This is a genomic window from Pseudomonas sp. H1_D05, assembly GCF_054682705.1.
In genome coordinates, this window is record NZ_CP162825.1 from 3,143,925 (window position 1) to 3,160,477 (window position 16,553).

Genomic DNA, 16,553 nt, shown 5'->3' on the forward strand with positions numbered 1-16,553 from the left:
AGGCGGCCTGACAGCTGACCTGTTTTTTGCAGATGTACGCAATCCAACTGTAGGAGTGAGCCTGCTCGCGAAGGCGGCCTGACAGCCGACCTGTTTTCCGCAGATGTACGCAATCCAACTGTGGGAGCGAGCTTGCTCGCGAAGGCGGCCTGACAGCTGACCTGTTTTTTGCAGATGTACGCAATCCAACTGTAGGAGTGAGCCTGCTCGCGAAGGCGGCCTGACAGCCGACCTGTTTTTTGCAGATGTACGCAATCCAACTGTAGGAGTGAGCCTGCTCGCGAAGGCGGCCTGACAGCCGATCTGTTTTTTGCAGATGTACGCAATCCAACTGTAGGAGTGAGCCTGCTCGCGAAGGCGGCCTGACAGCTGACGTGTTTTTTGCAGATGTACGCAATCCAACTGTAGGAGTGAGCCTGCTCGCGAAGGCGGCCTGACAGCCGACCAGGTTTTTGCAGATGTACGCAATCCAACTGTGGGAGCGAGCTTGCTCGCGAAGGCGTTCTGAAATCCAACGATCCTCTGCCTGAATGCACCCAGTTCAAATTGTGGGAGCTGGCTTGCCAGCGATGACAGCACGTCAGTCGCTACCTGTCTGTCTGAATATCCATTGCTCGCTCTGCTCCCGCGACTTCCTACATCTTTTTCAGAAACCTCTGATATTGAGCCAGGGTGCCGCTAATGCTGTACTCAAGCCTCTGCTTTTCCAGAGTCCTTGAGTCCGCCTTGATGAAAAAGCCTCCATCCTTGAAGGGCCGATCCGACCCGGTGTTCGATTTGCTGGTGCGCCCGCCCCACAAGCATCGTCTGGCGGATTATCTTGCGCTGCTCAAGCCGCTCGATGATCAAGGGCGTTATCTGCCATTTGAAGCGTTGCGTTATCGCTGGGCGGCGGGGCTGGATGCCAAACTGTGTTGGGCGTTGGTCAAGAAGGCGCGGGCGGCCCAGTACATCGACCTTCTGCCGCTGGGCGAGCCGGTGCAGTGGGGCAAGTATCTGTTGACCCCTTTGGCACAGAAAACCATCTCCATCGTCGATCGGCAGGCCAGTACGGCCGCGCTGGAATTCATGACCAGCCAGATCGGCGAGCGGGCGCATTTCAGTTATCTGCTGAACGATCTGATCGAAGACGAGGCCATCGCCAGTAGTCAGTTGGAGGGCGCGGCGACCACCACGCGCGTAGCCAAGGACATGCTCAAGCAGCAGCGTCTGCCCCGTACTCCGGATGAACGCATGGTGATGGGTAATTACCGGATGATGAATTTTGCCTGGGAGAGACGTTACGAACCCATGAGCGTGGATCTGATCGCAGCGATTCATCGGGTGGGGGTCGAGGGCATTGATGACGAGCAGTATTCCCCCGGGGTGTTCAGGATCAATGACGAAGTGGTCGTTCAGGACGGGGCGGGCAACACCGTGCACCGACCACCACCTGCAGCAGGATTGGTATTGCGGCTGGAGCGACTGTCGCAGTGGGTCAACCTGCCCGACGGCTCACCGCAAGAGAAGAGCTATCTGCATCCGCTGATCAAGGCAATTACGCTGCACTTTGCCTTGGGTTACGAACATCCCTTTCGTGACGGCAACGGGCGGGTCGCAAGGGCGTTGTTTTACTGGTTCATGTTCAAGAACGAGTTTGCGGCGTTTCGCTACGTTGCGATCAGTTTGTTACTGCGTAATGCGCCGGTGAAATACGGGCGCTCATATCTGCATACAGAGGCGGATGAGCTGGATCTGACTTATTTCATCGAGTTCCAGTGTTCGGTCATTCAGCGAGCGGTGCTCGGGTTTACGGATGTTTATCGCGAGAGCGTGGCCTACGCCGAAGAGTTCGAGCGCTGGCTGACGAATTCTGGCTGCTTCGATCAGATGACGAAAAAACAACACGCGGTGTATCAGGCGGCAAAAAACGGGGTGGCGAAGGAGTTCACAGCGAGCAATGTGGCGGAAAATTTTGTTTGCTCGCACCGCGAGGCGGCTTTGGTTCTGAAGGGGCTGGACCAGTTACAGGTTTTTGAGAAAAAGAGGATGGGACGAGAGTGGGTGTTCTTTTTACGTAGTCCCTTACGTGGAGTGAAGCACGGGAGCGAGTGGATTCGCCCCCGTGCTCTGACTGCTTAGAGCGTGCCGAATACCTTCTTCGCCAAACTGGTCGCTGCAGCAGCCGGGTTCTGGCGAATGGTTTCTTCCTGTTTGCCGATCATCTCGAACAAGCCATTCAGCGCCTGCTCGGTCACGTAATTCTCAACGTTGGCACTCTTCGCATCGACAACGCCAAACGCAGCAGCCTGACCAGCGAACGAGTTGTACTTCTGTGCTACGCCAACCTTGTCGGTCGCCTGTTTGACGATCGGCAGGAACTTGGCGCGGATCTGTTCGCGGCTGGATTTGTCGAGGTATTGCGTGGCCGAGTCCTTGCCGCCGCTGAGGATGCCTTTGGCGTCTGCCACGCTCATTTTCTTCACGGCGTCGACGAGGATGGGCTGGGCTTGAGTTACAGCGCTTTCCGCCGCTTTGTTCATCGCGGTTTCCAGTTCTTCAACCTGAGCACCCATGCCGAAGGCTTTCATTTTGCTCGCGGCTTTGCCGAGTTTGCCCGGCAGTTCGATCTTCACGTCCGGGTTGTTGCTGAAGCCGCCGGGGGTGCCCAGTTGCTTGACGGCGATTTGTGCGCCTTGGGTCAGGGCATCCTTGAGGCCGCCGGTGGCGTCTGTTTGCGACAGGTCACTGAGCGACAGGGCCAGCGCGCTGGCGGAGATCATCAGGCCTGCGCACAGGCCGGCGAAGCGAAGGGTAGGGCGGAACATGGCGGCTTCCTTGTTGCAGAAAGTGAATTAACGAACGGCGTCGACGCGGATTTTCAGCGGCTGCGGGTCGTTGCCGTCGAGTTGCACGGCATGGTTTTCGGTGGTGATGAACATCAACTCACCGTTGACTTCAATGCGCGCGCTGACCGAGTAACGGTGGCCGGGTTTGATCTGCGCTGGATCGTAGCTCAAGTGGAAGGGCAGCGGCACCCGGCCTTTGACCGGACCTTTTTGCTCGTCCAGTACCACGGCTGGCGCATCTGCCAGCGAGACGTCTTGCAGGCTCACGCTGAGGGTCGCGCTCGGAGGCAGAGCGATGCGCTGCAGGTAGAACACTTCACCGTCGAGGCCGACCTTGCCGGCAGGTGTGGTCGACTGGCAGGCGCTGAGCAGTGTTGCGGCGGCGAGCAGAGTCAGTTTTTTCATGATGTTCTCCATTCAATTGTAGGAGCGAGCCTGCTCGCGATAGCGGTTTAGCATTCAACATTTCAGTTGTCTGACACTCCGTCTTCGCGAGCAAGCTCACTCCCACCAGGTTTGCATCAGGTCTCGGGTTGAGTGATGACCTGATCGGCAGCATCTTCACTGCGATGCAGCGCAACCTGGCGGATCGACAGTCGAATTTCCGCCGGCAACACGCGTTTGGCTGCACCTTCGGCAAGCTCGCCAAGCAGTTCGTGATAACTCAGTTTGCCGGCCTCGTCGCGGCGCAGCACGTCGAGGTCGAGCATTGTCTGGATGAAGTGACGGAACAGGCTCTTGTCGAAGAACTCCGGGGCATTCAAGCCATGGAGGATCGACAGGCGCTGGGCCATGACCGTGCAGAGGTCTTCCAGTTCTTCGGCGCTGATGCTGTTCTGGCCGCTGTTGAGCAGCAAGGACACGGTCATGTAGAAGCGCTGCAAGGTCTGGGCGATGCTCTTCGACAGCAGCGTCAGCAGCACGAAATGCCGCGAACTTGGTGCCGGACGCAGATAGACGTCTTTCTCGAAACGCAACAGGCCTTGTTCGACGAACGCTTCCAGCCACTGATCGACCACACCGTCCAGTTCGTCCAGCGTCCAGCGAATGAACAGCTCAGATTGCAGGTACGGATACAGCGCGCGGGTGTAGCGCAGGATCTGTTCGCGGCTCATGCGCGAAGCGCTCTGGAAGAAGCTCGCCAGCAGTGCAGGCAACGCGAAGATGTGCAGCACGTTGTTGCGGTAGTAGGTCATCAGGACGGCATTCTGCTCGTCCAGATAGAGAATCTTGCCCAGCGCATCGTTCTGCTCGGCGAGCAGGTCCATGTCTTTCACATGCTCGATCAGCGCACGGCCGTCGCCTTCCGGCAGCGTGGTGTGCGGCGAGTACGGGACTTTGCGCAGCAGCGCCAGATACAGATCCAGCACTCGCGCCATGGCGCGATCATCCAGCGCCAGACGTGTGGTCGACAGCAGTGCCAGCGCCACCAGGTTGACCGGGTTGATCGCAGCGGCTTCGTTCAAATGCTGCGCAACTTTTTCGCCGAGGCGATTGGTGGTCTCGTTGAGCCATGTCGGTTTGTACTGCGGGCCGAGTTCCTGCTGGCGCCAGTCCGGTTGCTCGGCGTCGAGGAACTCCGCCAGTTTGATCGGCTCACCGAAGTTCACCGCAACCTGACCGAAACGCTGCTTGAGCGCGCCGATGACTTTAAAAATGTCGAAGATCGATTCTTTCTTCTTGCTCGCGCCACGCAATTCGCCGAGGTAGGTGCGACCCTCCAGCACGCGCTCATAGCCGATGTACACCGGCACAAACACGATCGGCATCCGCGACGAACGCAGGAAGCTGCGCATCGTAATGGCGAGCATGCCGGTTTTCGGTTGCAGCATGCGGCCGGTGCGCGAGCGGCCACCCTCGACGAAGTATTCGACCGGGAAGCCTTTGGTGAACAGCGTGTGTAGATATTCGTTGAACACCGAGGTGTACAGCGGATTGCCCTTGAACGTGCGGCGCATGAAGAACGCACCGCCACGGCGCAGCAGGCTGCCGATCACCGGCATGTTCAGGTTGATCCCGGCGGCGATGTGCGGCGGGGTCAGGCCGTTGCGGAACAGCAGATATGAGAGCAGCAGGTAGTCGATGTGGCTGCGATGGCACGGCACGTAGATCACTTCGTGACCTTGCGCGACCTTCTGCACGCCTTCGATGTGGTTGACCTTGATGCCGTCGTAGATCTTGTTCCAGAACCAGCTCAGCACCACTTCGAGGAAGCGGATCGCGGTGTAGGTATAGTCCGAGGCAATCTCGTTGCCGTAGCGCAAAGCCTGGGCCTTGGCTTTCTCCGGCGAGATGTTTTCGCGCTCGGCTTCGTCGAGGATCGCTTGCTTGACCAGCGGCTGGTTGAGCAGGCCTTTGACCAGGTTGCGACGGTGGGAAATGTCCGGGCCGATGACCGCTGCTTTGAGGTTGCGAAAGTGTACGCGCAGGATGCGCTGGGCCATGCGCACGGTGCGTTCGTGGCCCTTGTTGTGCTCGATCAGCTCACGCAGGTGAATCGGTGCGGAGAACTGCACGCGGGTTTTGCGCCCGAGGACGATGATGCTCAGCAGCCGACGCAGGCGCCCGGTGACCGCCCAGCTGTCGGCGAACAACAATTTCCAAGGACTGTTTTCGCTGTCCGGCGACTGGCCCCAGAACACGCTGACCGGAATGATCTGCGCGTCTTCGGCGGCGTTCTGCGTCAGGGCACTGACCAGTCGGGTCAGGGTCGGCGGTGCGCCGCGCTTGTCCTGGCGACCGAGCCAGTCCGGATCCGGCGTCAGGTAGAAAAACGCCGCCGGTTCGATCAGCGAACCCACCGACACCGGCAGCACCGGACGTGGCAGGCCGGCCTTGGTGCACTCGGTATCGACCACGGCCAGATCGGTCAGCGAAGGGTTTTGCAGGACGTAGAACACCGGACGACTGCGGTCGAGGTTGAGGGTGAGCGACGACTGGTTGATCGTTTCCGAGCGAACCCAGAGGTACAACAGTCGGCGCAAGGTGCCAAACACTAGACGGCGGAACGGGGAACGGGTCATACGGCTTCTGCGTGAGTGGATAAACCGAGCGGTTGCTCGGGAGGGCGACAGTTTGCCGTATTGGGCGAAAATCGGCAAAAAAGCGGCGAACTAATCTCCTGTTGAGACTTTCCGCACCTGTCATATACTCGGCGGTCTGTCGCCGGGGGCCTTTTATGGACGTCGGACGCAGGCTGACGTTCCGCAAAGGCTTTCCTGCGAAAAGCCTGTCCAATAATAAAAAAGGAGTATGAACAGATGGCAACACGTGAAACCGGCAACGTGAAGTGGTTCAACGACGCCAAGGGCTACGGCTTTATCCAGCGCGAAGACGGGGTGGACGTGTTCGTGCACTACCGCGCGATTCGCGGCGAAGGGCATCGGTCGCTGACTGAAGGCCAGCAGGTTGAATACGCAGTGATTACTGGCGAGAAGGGTTTGCAGGCTGAGGATGTTGTAGGCCTGTAACCTTGAAGATCAAAAGATCGCAGTCTACGGGTGTGCACATGACCCTGAAGGCGCTGTCGCAGGCTGCGATCTTTTTTGGGGCGAGAAAGTCCTGAACTCAATGCTGTATAAACAATCACCCTGTCAGTTATGACAGTAGACGTCTTTTTTCTCACGCTTACCTTCGCGGAACAAAATCCCTGTGAATCAGAGTTTCCAGGGCGTTGTCTGTTCGAGAGGAAAGCGGCCATGTGGAAGAGTGTTTCGATTTTTCTGATAATGGGAGTTGTTGGATGCTCGGTGCAACCCACTCCCTCAGAGGTTGCGCAACCCGGCTTCCGGGCAATGACGGTTCAGTCATCACCATCACAGAACGAAACTCAGAATACGTTTGACGCGCAATCTTCGATATTCAAAGTGGTTGAAGCGCCAGTCGGTGAGTTGAACGTCGACACGCTCGGCAGCGAAGCCAACGTCCAGGTCAGTTATCCGAGCCTGGCAGCGAAGGATACTGTCGGCGTGCGCCTGACCGGTGTGGCGTTGCGTGATGCGCCGATCCAGACCGTGTCCACCGCAGGCACGCTGACCTTCAAGTTGCCCAAAGCCTGGATCAGCGAAAACAAGGGTCGTACGTTCAACCTCACTTATACCTACAAGGTAGGTGGCGCGGGCAGTCTGATTACCTCGTCGCCACTGAGCATTCGCGTGGTCAGTGCTCAGGGCCAGAACGTATTCAAGGTGGTCGAAGCACCGACGGGTGAGTTGAACGTCGACACGCTCGGTACCGAAGCCAACGTCCAGGTCAGTTATCCGAGTCTGGCAGCGAAGGACACCGTCGGTGTACGCCTGACCGGTGTGGCGTTGCGTGATGCGCCGATCCAGACCGTGTCCACCGCAGGCACGCTGACCTTCAAGTTGCCCAAAGCCTGGATCAGCGAAAACAAGGGTCGTACGTTCAACCTCACTTATACCTACAAGGTAGGTGGCGCGGGCAGTCTGATTACCTCGTCGCCACTGAGCATTCGCGTGGTCAGTGCTCAGGGCCAGAACGTATTCAAAGTGGTCGAAGCACCGACGGGTGAGTTGAACGTCGACACGCTCGGCACCGAAGCCAACGTTCAGGTCAGTTATCCGAGCCTGGCAGCGAAAGATACTGTCGGCGTGCGCCTGACCGGTGTGGCGTTGCGTGATGCACCGATCCAGACCGTATCCACCGCAGGCACGCTGACCTTCAAGTTGCCCAAAGCCTGGATCACCGAAAACAAGGGTCGTACGTTTAACCTCACTTACACCTACAAGGTGGGTGGCGCGGGCAATCTGATTACCTCGTCAGCGCTGCCCGTGCGGGTAATCGGTACGGAGCCGGGAGGAGATGGGCAACGCGTTGCCAATGATCTCAATGCACAGTACGCCGATACGCGACAAAATTGCGGCAATGCTTCGCTACCAGCGGCGTTGTGCTCGGGTGTCATATTGCGGGCGACGATCAACGGTACGGCTTATCGCGCCTGGAACCCCAGTCCGCTTTCGCAGCAGAATGGAGGAGTTTCATTTTTTTACTTGCGTAAAGATGCGCACTTCAAAGGATTTCCCTCCAACTATCCAAACACCAGTGGTTTCGTCTTTTTTCCACTTCAGCAGCGCCCGGCGGGGAGTGTGGAAGTTCAGGTTCTATGCATTTTTCCCATAGACGGAGGCAGTGATATAAGGGGCGATCAGGGCTGTGGTGTATCCAGTAATTATCCGACGGTCAGTCGCTCATGCGAGCAGCAGGGAATTACCACTGCTGCAGGATGGCTCACCCATTACAACCAAGGACCCACAGGCTGGAAATACCAGCGGCAGTGTGGGTTCAATGTCCGACCCGGCCAGGGAACGCTTGCAGCCAATGCGTTTTATCAGGGAATACTGGCCATGAAGTTAATGGGGGCCGAGTCGTTCAACTCGTGGAATGAAATCCGTCTGGCGACATGGCCACAGAACATCCATACGACCATTCCAATCAAGGCATTCTTTTATACGAGTAATGGTTTGGCGGCTGCCCGGTTCAACCAGGAGGATTTTTACAAGTATTCCAGCAAGGCAATACCGATTATCAAGCTGACGATGCCCCGAACAACTGCCGATTCCGCACGGTTTGAATTCATAAAAGCCGATCAAGCGGTGGGCAACTGGAACTGAGGGAGCTATTCAGGGTGTAACTTGTAATTTCAAGGTCGAAAGATCGCTGTCCGAGACAGCGATCTTTTGCTTTCAGGCGGTTTTCCAGGTGATTTCTTCTTCACCGTCTGCGCTGATACGCATCCAGCGGTCCGCCGTCTCTTCACCTTCCTCTTCAACCCACGTCCCCGGCGCGCAACGCACTTCGACGTTTAGCGCAGCAAAGGTGGCGCGGGCGCAGGCGATGTCGTCGTCCCATGGGGTCTGGTCGCTTTCGAGGTACAGGCTGTTCCACTTGCCCACGGCTTTCGGCAGCCAGGTCACCGGCACGTTGCCGGCTGTGCATTTGTAAGTCTGGCCTTTCTGTACCCAGTCACTGCACGGGCCCAACGCTTCGCCCAGCCAGGCCGAAATGGCCTTGTGGTCGACGTCGGCGTCTTTCAGGTAAATCTCGATGTCCGGTTGGCGCATGGATGTCCTCACTGCGGGTCTGAAAAATCCATTCGCGGATTTAGCCGGCCCCGGGCACTCGCCCGAGACCAAAAGTTATTGAAGAACGAAATAATCGTAGCGCATCGACACGGTGGTCACGAACGGCTCGGCCTGTTCGATCACCGCCGCACGACGCTCGGCACTGGCGCGCCAGCCGTGAGGTGTCATCGCCAACAGGTTGGCGCGATCCTCAGGCTTGTCCAGCGTCAGCTTGAATTCCAGGGTTTCGCTGTGCGCCAGCGCCATGCCTTCCGGCACCAGGGCCAGATGCTTGTCGTCGGTGTATTCACGCACTTCGTCATAAAGACGTTCGCGCAACTCCATCAGGTGGCCGCTGGTCGGGCCGACTTTCATCAGACCGCCGCCGACACTGAGCAGACGCTTGGCTTCTTCCCAGTCCAGAGGACTGAAAACGCTGGCGAGAAACTGGCAACTGCCCGACGCCAACGGCACGCGGGCCATGCTGGCGATCAACCAGGTGATCGCCGGATTACGTTTGCAGGCACGTTTGACCGCTTCGCGGGAAATATCCAGTGCGTAGCCATCCGCGTTCGGCAAGGCCTCGGCGATCTGCGCGGTGTAGTAACCCTCGCCACAACCAATATCGACCCAGCGATCCGGCGCATAACTCGCCGCCAACTCGGCCAGACGCTTGGCCACCGGCGCGTAATGGCCGGCGTTCAAGAAGTCCCGGCGTGCTTCGACCATGGCCTGGTTGTCACCAGGATCACGGCTGTTCTTGTGCTGCACCGGCAACAGGTTCAGATAACCCTGGCGCGCACGGTCGAAGCGATGGCCTGCCGGGCAGACCACGCCGTTGTCCACTGTGTTCAGCGGTTCACTGCAGATGGGGCAAGCGAGCATCAGGCGAGCAACTTGATCAGGGTCTGGTAGTAGATCTCGGTCAGCACATCGAGATCGGCGGCCAGAACGCGTTCGTTGACCTGGTGAATGGTCGCGTTGACCGGACCCAGTTCAACCACTTGCGTGCCCATGGTCGCGATGAAACGGCCGTCGGACGTTCCGCCGCTGGTGGACGCTTTAGTCTCACGACCGGTGATGTCCTTGATGCTCGCCGACACCGCGTCGAGCAGCGCGCCCGGTTCGGTGAGGAACGGCAGGCCGGACAGTGCCCAATCGATGTGCCAGTCCAGATCGTGCTTGTCGAGAATATCGGCCACGCGTTTCTGCAGGCCTTCAACGGTCGATTCGGTGGAGAACCGGAAGTTGAACACCGCCACCAGATCACCCGGAATCACGTTGGTCGCGCCAGTGCCGGAATTGACGTTGGAGATCTGGAAACTGGTCGGCGGGAAGAAATCGTTGCCGTGATCCCAGTGCTCGGCAGCCAGTTCGGCCAGCGCCGGAGCAGCGAGGTGGATCGGGTTCTTCGCCAAATGCGGGTAAGCGACGTGACCCTGAATGCCTTTGACGGTGAGCTTGGCACCGAGCGAGCCGCGACGGCCGTTCTTCACCACGTCGCCAACCAAAGTGGTGCTCGATGGTTCGCCAACGATGCACCAGTCCAGACGCTCGTTACGCGCAGCAAGACGCTCGACCACAGCCTTGGTGCCGTGGTGCGCCGGGCCTTCTTCGTCGCTGGTGATCAGGAACGCGACCTTGCCCTTGTGGTTCGGGTAGTCAGCGACAAAGCGCTCGGCGGCGACGGTCATCGACGCCAGGCTGCCTTTCATGTCCGCCGCGCCACGGCCGCAGAGCATGCCGTGTTCGTCGATCAGCGCGTTGAACGGGTCGATCTGCCAAGCCGTGACCGGGCCGGTCGGCACCACGTCGGTGTGGCCGGCGAAGCACAGCACCGGGCCGTCGTTGTTGCCGTGGGTGGCCCAGAAGTTATCCACATCTTCGATGCGCATCGGCTCGAGATTGAAACCGGCATCGCCCAGGCGCTGCATCATCTGCTTCTGGCAATCGGCGTCGACCGGCGTCACGGACGGACGGCGGATCAGGTCGATGGCGAGTTGGAGGGTCGGCGAAAGGTCGGCGTGGGCCGTCATGGAAAACTCCGAAGATCATGAATGTGGGCGCGGACTAACCTACAGGAATTGGGTTCGGCCAATGAGCCGAACGCCGCCAAGCCCCGCAAAATGGCGGTTATCTTAAAGCAAAACGGCGACCATTGGCCGCCGTTTAGTGCTTCGATGAGGATTTAGACGACCGGCGCCGGTTCCGCTGCAGCCGCCGGTTTCGGCAGCGACGACAGGAACGCCATGATCAGCGCCGCCAGATACGGCAGCGACTGCACCAGCAACATCACCACCCAGAAACGCATGTCGTTGCTCGGCATGCCGTTGACCAGGAAGATCCCCAGCGCCGCGCCCCACAACAGCAGCATGATGAACAGCTCTTCGCGCGCTTCGGAAATCGCCACCCAGAAACCATGGTTGTCGGCGTTTTTCGGCGTGCGGAAGAACGGAATGCTGCTGGTGAAGAAACCGTACAGCACCGCTTTGGCGATGGTATGCGACAACGCCAGCCCGGCCAGTGCCGCGCAGAAGGCATCTTTCAGGTTCACGCCGACGGCGCGACGGTAGAGGAAGATGATCTTGCCGACCTTGAACACGAACAGCGCCAGTGGCGGGATCGCGAAGATCAGCAGCGGCGGATCGACCCGTTGCGGCACGATGATCATCGCCGCCGACCACAACAGCGCGCCGACGGTGAAGAAGATGTTCATGCCGTCCGCAACCCACGGCAACCAGCCCGCGAGGAAGTGGTAACGCTGGCCACGGGTCAGCTCGGTGTCTTTGCCGCGCAGCAGGCTGCCGGTGTGGCGCTTGATGATCTGAATCGCACCGTAGGCCCAGCGGAAACGCTGCTTCTTGAAGTCGATAAACGTATCCGGCATCAGGCCCTTGCCGTAGCTGTCGTGGTAATACGCCGCCGACAGGCCTTTCTCGAACACGCGCAGACCGAGTTCGGCGTCTTCACAGATGCACCAGTCAGCCCAACCCAATTCTTCCAGCACCGAGCGGCGGGTCATGGTCATGGTGCCATGCTGGATGATCGCGTCACGGTCGTTACGAGTGACCATGCCGATATGGAAGAAGCCTTTGTATTCGGCGTAGCAGAGCTTCTTGAAGGTGCTTTCGTTCTGATCGCGATAATCCTGCGGCGACTGCACCACGGCGATTTTCGGGTCGGCGAAGTGCGGCACCATGTGCTTGAGCCAGTTCGGGTGCACGCAGTAATCGGAGTCGATCACCGCGATCACTTCGGCATCCTTGGCCGTGTGCGGAATCAGGTAGTTCAGCGCGCCACCCTTGAAACCGGCCAGCGGCGAGACGTGGAAGAACTTGAAGCGTGGGCCGAGGGTTTCGCAGTAATCGCGCACCGGCTCCCACACCGCCGGATCCTTGGTGTTGTTGTCGATGATCAGGACTTCGTAGTCCGGATAATCGAGCGCGGCGAGGGCGTCGAGGGTCTGTTTGACCATGTCCGGCGGCTCGTTGTAGCACGGCACATGGATCGAGACTTTCGGGCGATAGCTGGAGTCGCCCTCGACCGGCAGGAACTCACGCCGCCGCTTGTGAATCCACACCGCTTCGGCCAGTTCATGCGCCTCGGTGAGCAAAACGATAAACACCCCGAGCGCACCCAGCGCCAAGAGGAAGCCGACGGTCAAACTGAACCACGTGCTGTATTGCAGGCTGTAGTCGTAACCGATCCACACCAGCACCGAACCACAGAGGAACGCGATAAAGGTCAGGAAGATCCGCCCACGCTGACGCAATGCTGAGCCGTCGATCATCAGCAAGGTCAGCGACAACAGCGCCAGCACCACCGAACCGATCGCCAGCACGCGCCACTGCGGGATCGCGACCACCGGGCCTTCGAAGTTGAATTTCTGCTGACGCGCAGCGTTGAACACGCCCCAGTACGCGCCGACCGAGCCTTCGTCGCTGGCCTTCCATGGCTGGTCAAACGCCTCGATCACGAAGTAGTTGAAGCCTTGGCGGTTGAGCTTGTTGACCAGTGTGCGCAAGTAGATCGCCTGATCCGCCGGCGACGCATCGGCACCGCCACGCATGCGACCGTTGCTCGGCCAGCCGACCTCGGAGAGCAGCAGCGGTTTTTTCGGGAAGAGCTTTTTCAGATCGCGAGCGCGATCAAAAACGAACTGGCCGGCCTTGTCGACCGGAATGAACTCCCAGTACGGCAAAACGTGCGCAGCGATCAGGTCAACGTGTTTGGCCAGTTCCGGGTGTTCTTCCCAGACGTGCCATTGCTCGGAGGTGGTCACCGGCACTTTCACCGCTGCGCGCACGCGATCGAGCAGCACGCTCAGCTCTTGGGCGGTGATTTCCTTGCGGAAGATCGCTTCGTTACCGACCACCACGCGAACCACGCTGCGCGAGGTGTTGGCCAGTTCGATGGCACGGGTGATTTCCCGTTCGTTGCGCTCTTGATCCGGGCTGATCCAGATCCCCAGCGTCACGCGCAGGCCGAATTCTTCAGCCAGTTTCGGGATGTCTTGCAGCGAACCGTCGACCGAGTAGATGCGGATGTTATCCGTCAGCTTGCTCATGATCTCCAGGTCGCGGCGCATTTCGTCGTCAGTCGGGTACTGATCTTTTTGCGGATATTGTCCCTGCTGGAACGGCGAATAGGAGAAACCGGAGATCTGCTCCGGCCAGTTCGGCGCGGAAACCGGGCGATTGATCAGCGCCCAGAAACCGGTGAACAGGGCGGCGATTGCCAGAACCACCACCAGGTTGAGTCCAAATTTACGCGATGACATAGCTATTTCGGGTTCCAAAGGCTGTGGAACGGAGGATCGGTCGGCTATACGCCCGAGGGGCGCGCATCCTACACCGGCAGTTCGCAAGTCGTACATCGGACAGGGAAATGCCCGACATTGGGCAGCCGACTTTGACTTAAGTTCTTACACTTGTAGTTCGAAGCTTAAAACTTGTCGCTGTGTAGCCCTATAATGCGCGCCGGTTTTTGGGGTAATGGTCATGAGTACAGAAGATCCGCGGTTTGCAGGCATCGCCCGTTTGTATGGCATCGAAGGCATGGAGCGCTTGCGCGCGGCCCATGTGGCGATCGTCGGCGTCGGTGGCGTCGGTTCCTGGGCGGCGGAAGCCATGGCCCGTTGTGGCGTCGGCGAGATTTCGCTGTTCGACCTTGATGACGTTTGCGTCAGCAACGCCAACCGCCAGTTGCACGCACTGGACAGCACCGTCGGCAAGCCCAAGGTCGAAGTGATGGCCGAGCGTCTGCGCGGGATCAACCCGGATTGCACGGTGCACGCCGTGGCGGATTTCGTCACCCGCGACACCATGGCCGAATACATCACGCCGAACATCGACTGCGTGATCGACTGCATCGACGCGGTCAACGCCAAGGCTGCGCTGATTGCCTGGTGCAAGCGCCGCAAGATCCAGATCATCACTACCGGCGGTGCGGGCGGGCAGATCGATCCGACGCTGATTCAGGTGTGCGATCTCAACCGCACGTTCAACGACCCGTTGGCCTCGAAAGTGCGTTCGACGTTGCGTCGTGATTATGGTTTTTCGCGCACCGTGACCCGCCATTACAGCGTGCCGTGTGTGTTCTCCACGGAACAACTGCGCTACCCGAAACCGGATGGCAGCATTTGTTTGCAGAAGAGTTTTGTCGGTGACGGTGTGAAGCTCGACTGCGCCGGCGGATTTGGTGCGGTGATGATGGTGACGGCAACGTTCGGCATGGTTGCGGCGACCAAGGCTGTGGACAAGATTGTCGCAGGTGTGCGGCGCCCGGCTGACCGAGTCAAACCTCAGGTTTGATCGGTGAGGCCTTGATCGTTCCCACGCTCCGCGTGGGAATGCAGCCCGGGACGCTCCGCGTCCCATCCAGAGCCGAACGCGGAGCGTCCGATGAGGCATTCCCACGCAGAGCATGGGAACGATCAGTTAGCGCGCCAGATCATTCATCCGCTGGAGCACAGCATTGAGGCCATTACTGCGCGATGGCGATAGCTGCCGCGAAAGCCCTAGCTGATTGAACCAGTCCGGTAAATCAACCTGCTGCAGTTCAGTGGCCGACAAACTGTTAACCCGCAACAGCAACAACGCCACCAACCCACGAATCATCCGCGCATCGCTGCTGGCGCTGAATTGCCAGTGACCGTCGTGCAGTTCACCAACCAGCCAAACCTGACTCTCACAGCCATGCACCCGGTTAGCCTCGCACTTGTCGGCGTCACTTAGTGACGGCAAACGGTCACCAAACTGCATCAACAACCGCGCCCGTTGTTCCCAGCCCGCAGCATTCTGAAAAGTCTGCAGCGCCTCGGCGGCCTCGACCGGCAAACTCATCGCAACAACTCCAGCGCCTGATCCAGCGCTTCAAAGAAGCGTTCCAGATCCTCGGAATCGTTGTACAGCGCCAGCGACACCCGAATCGCCCCAGCCAGTTCGAAGCTTTTCAGCAGCGGCATCGCGCAGTGATGCCCGGCGCGCACCGCGATCCCTTGCTCGGTCAAAAGATGCGCGAGATCGGCGTTATGCACACCTTCAACGACAAAACTCGCCAGCGCCAATTGCGGATTTCCGAGCAAACGAATGCCGTTACGGGCGGCAAGGCCACGCAGCAGATAGTCATGCAGCGCAGTCTCGTGGGCGGACACCGCGTCCTGATCCAGACCGGCCAGATAATCCAGCGTCGCGCCAAGGCCGATCACACTGGCAATCGGCGGTGTGCCCGCCTCGAAGCCCAGCGGCGCCGGGCGGAAACGCGCGTCGTGATAGTTGGCTTCCAGCACCATCTCACCGCCGAACTGCCAGGGCTTCAGTTGTTCAAGCGCAGCGTTGCGTCCGAACAGCACGCCGAGGCCATCGGGGCCGTACAGCTTGTGGCTGGAAAACACGTAGAAGTCGCAACCCAGCGCCTGCACGTCATGCCGACCATGCACCACGCCTTGCGCGCCATCGACCACGGTCAGCGCGTTGTGCGCCTTGGCCATGCCCAGCAACGCCGGCAATGGCTGCCACGAACCGAGCACGTTGGACAACTGACTGACCGCCAGCAAGCGCGTGCGCGGGCCGATCAGGTGCACAGCGGCAGCAAGGTCGATCAGACCGTCGGCATCCAGCGGCAGGATCACCAGTTTGAGACTTCGCCGTTGGGCCAGTTGCTGCCACGGCAGCAGGTTGGCGTGATGCTCCAGGGCGCTGATGACAATTTCATCGCCCGGGTGGAAAAGAGGTTCCAGGCCATACGCCAGGAGGTTCAGCGCACTGGTGGCGCCGTGAGTAAAGATGATTTGCCCACTGTCATCGGCATTCAGCCACTGGGCAACCTTCAGCCGACTGTCCTCGAACGCCTGCGTGGCATGAGCGCCGGGCAGGTGTTGCGCACGATGCACATTGGCCGCGCCGTTGGCGTAGTAATGCGTCAGTGCGTCGAGCAGGGCTTGGGGTTTTTGCGTGGTGGCGGCGTTGTCCAGATAGGTCTGGTCTTGCCGTTGCAACGCGGCGATGGCCGGGAAATCGGCACGCCACGGGGAGGGAATCATCATGTGTATACGCCTGACCCTGTGGGAGCGAGCTTGCTCGCGAAGGCGTCCTTGAGGACGCCAAAAGCTTCGCGAGCAAGCTCGCTCCCGCAGGTTATCAAT

General features: G+C 59.2%; 13 protein-coding genes. 4 read left to right on the top strand and 9 right to left on the bottom strand.

Going from position 1 to position 16,553, the window contains the following annotated elements:
• Positions 1 to 729 precede the first annotated feature (729 nt).
• Entirely contained in the window at positions 730 to 2,121 is a 1,392-nt protein-coding gene (locus AB4O11_RS14055; RefSeq protein ID WP_099758116.1) for a Fic family protein, read from the top strand.
• On the opposite strand, the gene AB4O11_RS14060 is transcribed toward AB4O11_RS14055, so the two are convergent.
• From AB4O11_RS14060 to plsB, 3 genes are all read right to left on the bottom strand, one after another.
• Entirely contained in the window at positions 2,118 to 2,807 is a 690-nt protein-coding gene (locus AB4O11_RS14060) for a DUF4197 domain-containing protein (protein WP_460089988.1), read from the bottom strand. The two genes, AB4O11_RS14055 and AB4O11_RS14060, sit on opposite strands and share 4 nt — an antisense overlap.
• A 27-nt stretch (positions 2,808 to 2,834) precedes the next feature.
• The gene (locus AB4O11_RS14065; protein WP_460130974.1) at positions 2,835 to 3,233 is read right to left on the bottom strand and encodes a YbaY family lipoprotein; all 399 of its coding nucleotides are present in this window, start codon (positions 3,231 to 3,233) and stop codon (positions 2,835 to 2,837) included.
• 116 nt (positions 3,234 to 3,349) lie between these two features.
• A complete protein-coding gene (plsB, locus tag AB4O11_RS14070; protein ID WP_460130976.1) occupies positions 3,350 to 5,851 on the bottom strand; it encodes a glycerol-3-phosphate 1-O-acyltransferase PlsB in 2,502 nt (833 codons plus the stop codon).
• 237 nt (positions 5,852 to 6,088) lie between these two features.
• On the opposite strand from plsB, the gene AB4O11_RS14075 reads away from it, so the two are divergent.
• Both AB4O11_RS14075 and AB4O11_RS14080 read left to right on the top strand, forming a co-directional pair.
• Positions 6,089 to 6,298, top strand: a complete 210-nt coding sequence (locus AB4O11_RS14075) for a cold-shock protein (RefSeq protein WP_007908870.1) — start codon at positions 6,089 to 6,091, stop codon at positions 6,296 to 6,298.
• Between the two features lie 228 nt (positions 6,299 to 6,526).
• Positions 6,527 to 8,458 carry a hypothetical protein gene (locus tag AB4O11_RS14080; protein ID WP_460130979.1) on the top strand — a complete coding sequence of 644 codons (1,932 nt, stop codon included), beginning with the start codon at positions 6,527 to 6,529 and terminating at the stop codon, positions 8,456 to 8,458.
• Positions 8,459 to 8,530: 72 nt separating this feature from the next.
• Here the strand turns inward: AB4O11_RS14080 and AB4O11_RS14085 are convergent, their stop codons facing one another.
• From AB4O11_RS14085 to AB4O11_RS14100, 4 genes are all read right to left on the bottom strand, one after another.
• Positions 8,531 to 8,908: a hypothetical protein gene (locus AB4O11_RS14085; RefSeq protein ID WP_460130981.1), complete on the bottom strand. Its 378-nt coding sequence runs from the start codon at positions 8,906 to 8,908 to the stop codon at positions 8,531 to 8,533.
• A 75-nt stretch (positions 8,909 to 8,983) separates the two neighbouring features.
• Positions 8,984 to 9,793: a putative RNA methyltransferase gene (locus AB4O11_RS14090; RefSeq protein ID WP_093436625.1), complete on the bottom strand. Its 810-nt coding sequence runs from the start codon at positions 9,791 to 9,793 to the stop codon at positions 8,984 to 8,986.
• Positions 9,793 to 10,944: a succinyl-diaminopimelate desuccinylase gene (dapE, locus tag AB4O11_RS14095; RefSeq protein ID WP_093436622.1), complete on the bottom strand. Its 1,152-nt coding sequence runs from the start codon at positions 10,942 to 10,944 to the stop codon at positions 9,793 to 9,795. The genes AB4O11_RS14090 and dapE overlap by 1 nt, the downstream gene beginning before the upstream one ends.
• Positions 10,945 to 11,096: 152 nt before the next feature.
• Positions 11,097 to 13,688, bottom strand: coding sequence for a glycosyltransferase (locus AB4O11_RS14100; protein ID WP_093436619.1), 2,592 nt, complete (start codon positions 13,686 to 13,688; stop codon positions 11,097 to 11,099).
• A 214-nt stretch (positions 13,689 to 13,902) separates the two neighbouring features.
• On the opposite strand from AB4O11_RS14100, the gene tcdA reads away from it, so the two are divergent.
• Positions 13,903 to 14,721 carry a tRNA cyclic N6-threonylcarbamoyladenosine(37) synthase TcdA gene (tcdA, locus tag AB4O11_RS14105; protein WP_166496615.1) on the top strand — a complete coding sequence of 273 codons (819 nt, stop codon included), beginning with the start codon at positions 13,903 to 13,905 and terminating at the stop codon, positions 14,719 to 14,721.
• A 126-nt stretch (positions 14,722 to 14,847) separates the two neighbouring features.
• On the opposite strand, the gene AB4O11_RS14110 is transcribed toward tcdA, so the two are convergent.
• Both AB4O11_RS14110 and AB4O11_RS14115 read right to left on the bottom strand, forming a co-directional pair.
• Positions 14,848 to 15,252 carry a SufE family protein gene (locus AB4O11_RS14110; protein ID WP_460130982.1) on the bottom strand — a complete coding sequence of 135 codons (405 nt, stop codon included), beginning with the start codon at positions 15,250 to 15,252 and terminating at the stop codon, positions 14,848 to 14,850.
• Positions 15,249 to 16,454, bottom strand: a complete 1,206-nt coding sequence (locus AB4O11_RS14115; RefSeq protein WP_099758122.1) for an aminotransferase class V-fold PLP-dependent enzyme — start codon at positions 16,452 to 16,454, stop codon at positions 15,249 to 15,251. Before AB4O11_RS14115 ends, AB4O11_RS14110 begins: the two co-directional genes overlap by 4 nt.
• Between the last annotated feature and the right edge of the window lie 99 nt (positions 16,455 to 16,553).

Excerpts from the sequence above, each read along its gene's own strand:
- AB4O11_RS14055 (WP_099758116.1), top strand. The coding sequence starts at position 730 with ATGAAAAAGCCTCCATCCTTGAAGGGCCGATCCGACCCGGTGTTCGAT.
- AB4O11_RS14060 (WP_460089988.1), bottom strand. The coding sequence starts at position 2,807 with ATGTTCCGCCCTACCCTTCGCTTCGCCGGCCTGTGCGCAGGCCTGATG.
- AB4O11_RS14065 (WP_460130974.1), bottom strand. The coding sequence starts at position 3,233 with ATGAAAAAACTGACTCTGCTCGCCGCCGCAACACTGCTCAGCGCCTGC.
- plsB (WP_460130976.1), bottom strand. The coding sequence starts at position 5,851 with ATGACCCGTTCCCCGTTCCGCCGTCTAGTGTTTGGCACCTTGCGCCGA.
- AB4O11_RS14075 (WP_007908870.1), top strand. The coding sequence starts at position 6,089 with ATGGCAACACGTGAAACCGGCAACGTGAAGTGGTTCAACGACGCCAAG.
- AB4O11_RS14080 (WP_460130979.1), top strand. The coding sequence starts at position 6,527 with ATGTGGAAGAGTGTTTCGATTTTTCTGATAATGGGAGTTGTTGGATGC.
- AB4O11_RS14085 (WP_460130981.1), bottom strand. The coding sequence starts at position 8,908 with ATGCGCCAACCGGACATCGAGATTTACCTGAAAGACGCCGACGTCGAC.
- AB4O11_RS14090 (WP_093436625.1), bottom strand. The coding sequence starts at position 9,793 with ATGCTCGCTTGCCCCATCTGCAGTGAACCGCTGAACACAGTGGACAAC.
- dapE (WP_093436622.1), bottom strand. The coding sequence starts at position 10,944 with ATGACGGCCCACGCCGACCTTTCGCCGACCCTCCAACTCGCCATCGAC.
- AB4O11_RS14100 (WP_093436619.1), bottom strand. The coding sequence starts at position 13,688 with ATGTCATCGCGTAAATTTGGACTCAACCTGGTGGTGGTTCTGGCAATC.
- tcdA (WP_166496615.1), top strand. The coding sequence starts at position 13,903 with ATGGTCATGAGTACAGAAGATCCGCGGTTTGCAGGCATCGCCCGTTTG.
- AB4O11_RS14110 (WP_460130982.1), bottom strand. The coding sequence starts at position 15,252 with ATGAGTTTGCCGGTCGAGGCCGCCGAGGCGCTGCAGACTTTTCAGAAT.
- AB4O11_RS14115 (WP_099758122.1), bottom strand. The coding sequence starts at position 16,454 with ATGATGATTCCCTCCCCGTGGCGTGCCGATTTCCCGGCCATCGCCGCG.